Annotated in this window: 5 protein-coding genes; 3 read left to right on the forward strand and 2 right to left on the reverse strand. The window is 72.0% G+C overall.

The genetic code is table 11. The annotated features are described in order from the left end of the window. The coding region (locus ACVNF4_RS29125) for an ATP-binding protein (RefSeq protein ID WP_461805869.1) at positions 1-1,034 on the reverse strand (1,034 nt) is incomplete at its 3' end. Between the two features lie 373 nt (positions 1,035-1,407). Here ACVNF4_RS29125 and ACVNF4_RS29130 point away from each other — a divergent pair. Together ACVNF4_RS29130 and ACVNF4_RS29135 are read left to right on the forward strand one after the other, a co-directional pair. Continuing rightward, positions 1,408-3,918: a glycoside hydrolase family 127 protein gene (locus ACVNF4_RS29130; protein ID WP_461805870.1), complete on the forward strand. Its 2,511-nt coding sequence runs from the start codon at positions 1,408-1,410 to the stop codon at positions 3,916-3,918. Positions 3,919-4,132: 214 nt separating this feature from the next. Next, entirely contained in the window at positions 4,133-4,885 is a 753-nt protein-coding gene (locus ACVNF4_RS29135) for a chitosanase (protein WP_461805871.1), read from the forward strand. A 33-nt stretch (positions 4,886-4,918) separates the two neighbouring features. Here the strand turns inward: ACVNF4_RS29135 and ACVNF4_RS29140 are convergent, their stop codons facing one another. After that, a complete protein-coding gene (locus ACVNF4_RS29140; RefSeq protein ID WP_461805872.1) occupies positions 4,919-5,971 on the reverse strand; it encodes a GAF domain-containing protein in 1,053 nt (350 codons plus the stop codon). 631 nt (positions 5,972-6,602) lie between these two features. On the opposite strand from ACVNF4_RS29140, the gene ACVNF4_RS29145 reads away from it, so the two are divergent. Continuing rightward, positions 6,603-7,917 (forward strand): beta-ketoacyl [acyl carrier protein] synthase domain-containing protein (locus tag ACVNF4_RS29145; RefSeq protein ID WP_461805873.1); only part of this gene is annotated, 1,315 nt, incomplete at its 3' end.

The following is a 7,917-nucleotide window of genomic DNA, read 5'->3' on the forward strand; positions in this document are numbered from 1 at the left end:
CGTGCCGGGTCGATCCGGGACAGCAGATGCGTGCCGATCCGCAGCACCGCCCGGACCCCGCCGTACGGCGACGCCGACGTCAGGTCGACCGCCAGCTCGAACTGCCGCGTCAGCCGCCCGATCGCGGCGAGCCCCATGCGCGGCGGATCCCCCAGCTCCGTGAGGTGGATCGGCGCGTCCCCGGCCACCAGCCGCTGCGCCCGCTCCCGCTCGTCCCGCGTCATCCCGACGCCCGCGTCGTCGATCGTCACGCACACCCCGTGGTGGACGTGTTCGAGCCCGACGACGACGTCGGTGTCCGGCGCCGAGTGCCGCAGCGCGTTGTCCAGGAGCTCGGCGACGATGATGGCGACCGGCTCCACCGCGTGCGACACGAGCCCGGTACCCGGTTCGAGATGGTTGAGCACCCTGACCCGCTGGTACCCGGCGAGCCGCGCCTGGCCGCCGGTCACCGCGTCGACGAGGTGCGACTCCTCCCGCGCGAGCCCCACCCACGCCCCGCACACCACGGCCGTCACCTGCGCCCGGCGCAGCGACTGCTCGTTCTCGTGGTCGAGCCGGAACAGGGTCTGCGCCAGCTCCGGGTCGTCGTACTGCGCCTGGAGTCCGCGCAGCGCGTCCTGGAGCCGGTACAGCGCCGCCTGGATCTCCCGGGTGGCGCCCCGCATCCCCGCCTGGGCCGCCGCGTCGACGCGATTGCGCTGGGCGGTGACCTCCACGCGCAGCGCTTCGAGGACCTTCTCCAGCGCGACCCCGAGCGGCGTGCCGGACGTGAGCGGCTGGAGCGGACCGGGTATCTCCAGGTGCGGATGGGCCATCCTGCGCGCCGCCGCGGGCACCCTGAGCCCCGCGAGATGCTCCACCTCGGCGGTGAACGCCCGTACGGAACCGTCGAGTTGAGTGCGCAGCGCGGCGATCTCGGCCCGCTGCCGGGCCTGCCTGCGCCGGGCGCGCAGCAGACCGCCGCCCAGCGCGAGCGCGGACAGCGTGCCGGCGGCGAGGCCACCGACGACCAGGTCCGGTACTTCGATCATCGATTGGGTTCCAGGCAGGGCCGGGCGCTCGACGAGCGCGCACGGGCAGCGGGGATGGCACCAGCACCCCCGGTGGGGCACTCGCAGCACAGTACACACCGTCATCGACCGCTCTCGCACGGTCGAGAGCCACTTCCCTCCGAAACGCTCGGCCATCTGTGCGCTTCTGCCCCCGAGTGTCGGAAATTCCGTCCGGGAAACCGCAGTTGGCGTTGAACGAGGCGCCTTCCGAGGCCGTACTGACAGGCGGCCCCGCCACCGTTCGCCGACCCCGGAGACCGGAAATCAGCCATGCCTCCCTGACCTCGTTGACACCCTCCGCCCGACGCCTACCGTGGACCCCGCACAGCACATCGCCCGATCTTCGGACCGCATGGCGGAGGCTTTGTTGACCCCTCTGGGCAGACGCCCCTTCCTCGCCGCGGCGACGACCCTCACCCTCACCGGTGTCCCCGCGCTCCCCGTCCACGCCGCGCCCCGCACGAGCACGGGCCCGGCAACTCCCTTCCCCCTGACGGACGTCACGCTCCTCGACGGCCCGTTCCTCGACAACCAGCGCCGCAACACCGCGTATCTCCGCTTCGTCGACCCCGACCGGCTGCTCCACACCTTCCGCCGCAACGTCGGCCTGCCCTCCACCGCCGAGCCCTGTGCCGGCTGGGAGGGCCCGGACGTCGAACTGCGCGGCCACTCCACCGGCCACCTCCTGTCCGGCCTCGCCCTCACGTACGCGAACACCGGCGACGCCGAACTACGAGACAAGGCAAGCCGGTTGGTCGCCGCGCTCGCCGAGTGCCAGGCCGCCTCGCCGGGCGCCGGCTTCGGCGAGGGCTACCTCTCCGCGTTCCCGGAGAGCTTCTTCGACCGCCTGGAGGCGGGCACCGGGGTCTGGGCGCCCTACTACACCCTGCACAAGATCATGGCCGGGCTCGTCGACCAGTACCGGCTGGCAGGGAACCGGCAGGCACTGGACGTCGTGCTGCGCAAGGCCGACTGGGTGGACCGGCGGACGGCGAACCTGTCGTACGAGCGGATGCAGCGGGTCCTCGACACCGAGTTCGGCGGCATGAACGACGTCCTCGCCGACCTGCACGCGATCACCGGAGACGCCCGCTGGCTCACCGTCGCCGAACGCTTCGCCCACGCCCGGGTGTTCGACCCGCTCGCGCGCGGCGAGGACCGGCTCGCCGGACTGCACGCCAACACGCAGATCCCCAAGATGGTCGGCGCCCTCAGGATGTGGGAGGAGGGGCTTGCGGACCGGTACCGGACGATCGGCGAGAACTTCTGGCGGATCGTCGTCGGCCACCACACCTACGTCATCGGCGGCAACAGCAACGGCGAGAGCTTCCACGAACCCGACGTCATCGCGGGCCAGTTGTCGGACAGCACCTGCGAGAACTGCAACACCTACAACATGCTCAAGCTGACCCGGCTGCTGCACTTCCACGCCCCCGACCGCACCGACCTCCTCGACCACTACGAGCGCGCCCTGTTCAACCAGCTGCTCGGCGAGCAGGACCCCGGCTCCGCGCACGGCTTCAACATCTACTACACCGGCCTCGCCCCGGGTTCGGTGAAGCGCCAGCCGTCCTTCATGAGCCCCGAGGACGCCTACTCCACCGACTACACCAACTTCTCCTGCGACCACGGCACCGGCATGGAGACCCACGCCAAGTTCGCCGACACCATCTACACGCACGACGAACAGCGGCTCCTGGTCAACCTGTTCATCCCCTCGGAGGTGAACTGGCAGGCGCGGGGCATCACCTGGCGCCAGACCACCCGCCTGCCCGACGAGGACACCACCACCCTCACGGTCACCGCCGGCCACGCCCGCCACGCCCTCGTCGTCCGCATCCCCGCCTGGGCCGAGGACGCGCGCGTCCGCCTCAACGGCACACCCCTGCCCGACCGTCCGGCACCCGGCACCTGGTTCACCCTCGACCGCGACTGGACCGAGGGCGACCGCGTCGACGTCACCCTCCCGCTGCGCACGACCGTCGAGGCGACCCCGGACGACCCCGAGGTCCGCGCCGTCCTGCACGGGCCCGTCGTCCTCGCCGGGACGTACGGGGACCGCGCGAACCCGTGGCTGCCGCGCCTCGACCTGGCGAGCCTCCGCCAGGAGTCGACCGACCCGCTGCGGTTCACAGCGGACGCCGACGGTGAACAGATCACCCTCCTGCCGATCGCCCGCGTCCACCACCAGCGCTACTCGGTGTACTGGCGCACCGGCGAACCCGCGCCCCCGCCACCGGAGTTCGCCGCCTGGCACCGGTTCGACGAGACGTCCGGCACCAGCGCGGCCGACGCCACCGGCCACGGGAGGACGGCGACCCTGGCGGGCGGGGCGAACTGGACACCGGGGCACACCGGGGGAGCGGTCGCGCTCGACGGGGTGGACGGCCATGTCGCCCTCGCGGACGACCTGTTGGCGGGCGCGTCCGCCTACACCGTCGCCGCGTGGGTCCGCCTCACCGGCCGACCCGCCGCCTGGACCCGGATCTTCGACTTCGGCACCGGCGTCACCGCGAACCTGTTCCTCACCCCGCGCAGCGACTCCGGGACCCTCCGGTTCGCGATCACCGCGGGCGGCGCGGGAGCCGAACAGCGCATCGACGCACCCCCGTTGGCCACGGACCGCTGGACCCACGTCGCCGTCTCCCACGGCGCCGGGACCGCCGTCCTCTACGTCGACGGCGTCGAGGCCGGCCGCAACACCGCGGTCACGGTCGAACCCCGGCACTTCGGGAGCCGGATCCGGGCGGCCTTTCTCGGCCGGTCGCAGTACGCCGACCCGTATCTGAAGGGTGCGCTGGACGATGTCCGCGTGTACGGGCGGGCGTTGGACGCGGGGGAGGTGGCGGAACTGGCCCGCTGAGGGGGAGGGGCGCGCGCTCGCCGGGCATGCCGACTTGCGGGCGCCCCCTGTACACGGGCACGGTACGGACCGTGCCCACCTTGCTGATCGTCCACCACACCCCCTCGCCGAACTGCCAGGCCCTGTTGCGGGCGGGTGAGCTGGTGAAGGGAGATGTGGAGGCGTGCTGGGAGTCGGGGGTGACGGAGTGAGCGGCGGGACGGTTCGCCGCAGGGTGCTCACCCTTCTCGGGACGGCACCCCTCTTCTCCCTCTCCACCGTCTCACCCGCCCCCGGCCTCGACACCCCCGCCGGAAAAGAACTCGCCCTCCAATTGGTCTCCAGCGCCGAGAACTCCTCCCTGGACTGGCGTGCCCAGTACCCCTACATCGAGGACATCCACGACGGGCGCGGCTACACCGCCGGGATCGTCGGCTTCTGCTCCGGCACCGGCGACATGCTGAAGCTGGTGGAGCTGTACACCCGGCGCCGGCCGGGGAACGTGCTGGCGCGGTACCTGCCCGCGCTGCGGTCGGTGCTGGGCGGGCCGTCGCACCGGGGGCTGGATCCGGCGTTCGCGCGGGACTGGCGTGCCGCGGCCGGGGACCCGGTGTTCCGGCGGGCGCAGGAGGACGAGCGGGACCGGGTGTACTTCCGGCCCGCGGTGCGGCAGGGCAGGGCCGACGGGCTGCGGGCGCTCGGACAGTTCGCGTACTTCGACGCGTACGTCATGCACGGCGAGTCGGGGTTCGACGGCATCCGGGAGCGGGCGCTGCGCGGCAGGCGGACTCCCGCGCGGGGCGGCGACGAGCGGGCGTACCTGAACGCGTTCCTCGACGCGCGCGTGGCACAGATGCGGCGGGAGCCGGCGCACCGGGACACCAGCCGGGTGGACACCGCGCAGCGCGTGTTCCTGCGCGCGGGCGACCTCGACCTCACCCCGCCCCTGGAGTGGAAGGTGTACGGCGACCGCTACCGCGCCGGCTGAGCGCGCCGCACACCTCCCCGGACCCCCGGCCGTTCAGTGGCGCGGACCGAAGAAGTCCACCGGGGTGGTCGCACCGCCCATCGTGCCGCCCATCGCGCCGTTCCCCATCTGCTCGAACCGCTGCTGGACGTTGGCCGCGAAGGCGTGCGACTGCTTGGCGGAGCTGTTGCCGCCCGCGTTCATCGCGACCGTGAGGATGCCGCTGACGGGCGCGGTCGGCGAGGTCCGCACCGGGGTGCACAGGAAGTCGAACTCCTGCGGGGCCGGCGAGTCGTACGTCTTGATGCGTCCGCCGCCGAGCGTGGTGGTCTGGCCGCTGCGGAACGCGTCGTCCATCGCGTTGAACACGCCGATTGCCTCAAGGCCCGGCAGGACGTGCCGTCCCCGGCTGAACTGCGGGACCATGCCGAACGCCTGGCCCTGCTTGCCGTTGGCGTAGCGCAGGAGGTGCTCGGGGCCCTCGGTGAGCATGATCGGGAAGGGGGCGCCGTCGAACACCGCGAACAGCTCCTGCTGCTGGGCGAGGAGGCTGTCGCGCAGCCGGAACTCCGACAGCAGCGTGTCGGCCAGCTCCTTCATGCCCTCACGGGTCTGCGCGTCCCACACACGCGGCTTGAAATCGGCCACGCAGACCGTGCCGAGGATCATGCCGGTGTTGTCGCGCAGGGGGGTGCCGAGGTAGGAGCGCACACCCAGGTCGTTGACGAGCGCGTTCCCCTTGAACCGCGGGTAGTCGAACACGTCGTCGAGCGCGAGCTGGGAGCCCATCGCGACGGCGTGCGGGCAGAAGCCGTAGTCGCCGGGGGCCTCACGGGCGAGGTCGCTGAGGTCGAAGGTGACCGCGTTGCCCGCCGCGTCGGTCCGCGCGCCCGGGTCGCCGGGGGGCGTGTACATGCCGCGGAACATCTGGTGGTCGTCGCTGATGAAGTTGACCATGGCCAGCGGCGACTGGGAGAACCCGGCCGCGAGGCGTGCCACCCGGTCGAAGGTGGCCTCCGCGCCGACCGAGTTGAGGCCGAGAATCTGTAGCCGCAGCCGGCGCTGCTCGCCCGCGAGACGGAGTTCTTCAGGTGAGAGGGAGTCCATGAGATCAGATCAAAGCAGAACTCGACGGGACGCGAATCGCCTCCCCAGACGTTCCCGGTCACTTCAGCCTCAGCTGTAACCGACTTGTCACCTGCGGTGGTTGGCGGAAGAAGATCTTGCCAAGCGGATGCCCAGGCGTGGTTGACGGGTGCTCAACTTTCGAGTCTGTCCAAAAAGCACCGTGTTTCAACCATCGCCGATCACTTCCCGTCATTCCTTGCGGCGGCCGTCGCGCTATGCCGTTCGGACATACGACAATCGTGCGACGGGCGTGTTTTCGACGCTAGCGTGTTCGACTCGCCATGACATCGAGGAATCGAAAGTGTGTCTGAAAATGGGGTGTCGAACCCGATGTGCGACGTTCCTGTGGAGAGGGGACGCGCCCGGTGTCGGGGGGAGAGCCGTTCAGGTGGGGGACCGGTACGCGGAGCGGGGGGTCCGCGGAGGCTGAACAGGCCCTAGGTGCGTGCCCTGTCTCCGGCGCGGGTCCGTCCTTGCGGCCGTGCCGGCCGCTCTGTGCGCCTTCGGTCCGAGGTGTTGCCGAGATCTCGTCGTCTTTTCGCCGTCTTGCGGGCAAGATCAAACTACTGCCGCGTAACGACGGTGGCCGAGTATGAAATGGAGTCAGCTCATGAACAGCTGCGAGGCGGACACCCGCTGCGTGGCGGTGATCGGCATGGCCTGCCGGCTGCCCGGCGCAGGCGGAGTCGAGGAACTGTGGGAGCTGCTGCTCGACGGCGCCGACGCCACGGGGGAGACCCCGGCGGAGCGCTACGACGCGGACGCCCTGCACTCCGTCAAGGGGGGCCCGGGCCGGATCACCGCCCGCCGCGCGGGCTACGTCGCGGACGCGGGGGAGTTCGACGCCGCATTCTTTGGCATGTCCGAGGCAGAAGCGGTTCAACTGGACCCGCAGCAGCGCCTGCTGCTCATGGCCGCCTGGGAAGCGCTGGAGGACGCCGGGGTCGCCGCCGCCGAACTCGCGGGCACCCGCACCGGCGTCTTCGTCGGCAACGCCCGCGCCGACTACCTGGAGAACGCCCTGCGCCGGGGCGCGGACGGCGCCGACGCCGCCCAGCTGAACAACTTCCGCTCCCTGCTGCCCGCCCGGGTCTCGCACTTCCTCGACCTGCGCGGTCCCAGTGTCGTCGTCGACACCGCCTGCTCCTCCTCCCTCGTCGCCGTCCACCAGGCCGTGCAGAGCCTGCGCACGGGGGAGAGCCCGCTCGTCCTCGCGGCCGGCGTCAACCTGGTCCTGCGGCCCGACGAGGCCATCGTCATGAGCCAGGCCGGCGGCCACTCCCACGACGGGCGCAGCCGGTTCGGCGACGCCACGGCCGACGGCCACGCCCCCGGCGACGCGGTCGGCGTCCTCGTCCTCAAGCGCCTCGACCGGGCGCTCGCCGACGGCGACCGCGTCCGCGCCGTCATCCGAGGCAGCGCCGTCGGCAACGACGGCCGCACCAGCGACACCGTCCTCAACCCCTCCCTCCAGGGCCAGCTCGACGTCCTGCGCTGGGCCTACGAGGACGCCGGGGTCGAGCCCGCCGACGTCGACTACGTCGAGGCCCACGGCTCCGGCTCACCGGCCCTCGACGGACTCGAACTCACCGCCCTCGGCGCGGTCCTGGGCGCCGGACGCCCCGCGGACCGGCCGCTGCTCGTCGGGTCGGTCAAGACCAACGTCGGGCACGCCGAGGCCGCCGGCGGCATCACCGGCGTCATCAAGGCGGTCCTGTGCCTGGAGCACGGCCGGATACCCGCGAGCCTGCACCTCGCCACCCCCCGCCCCGACCTCGACTGGGACACCCTCCCGGTCCGCGTCCCCGGCGAGCCCCACGACCTGCCCGAACGCGACGGCCGCCCCGCCTACGCCGGAGTCTCCGGCCAGGGCTCCGCCGCCCTCAACGCCCACGTCGTCCTCAGCGAGGCGCCGCCGGCCGCCC

The sequence above is a fragment of the Streptomyces sp. S6 genome (assembly GCF_054880855.1).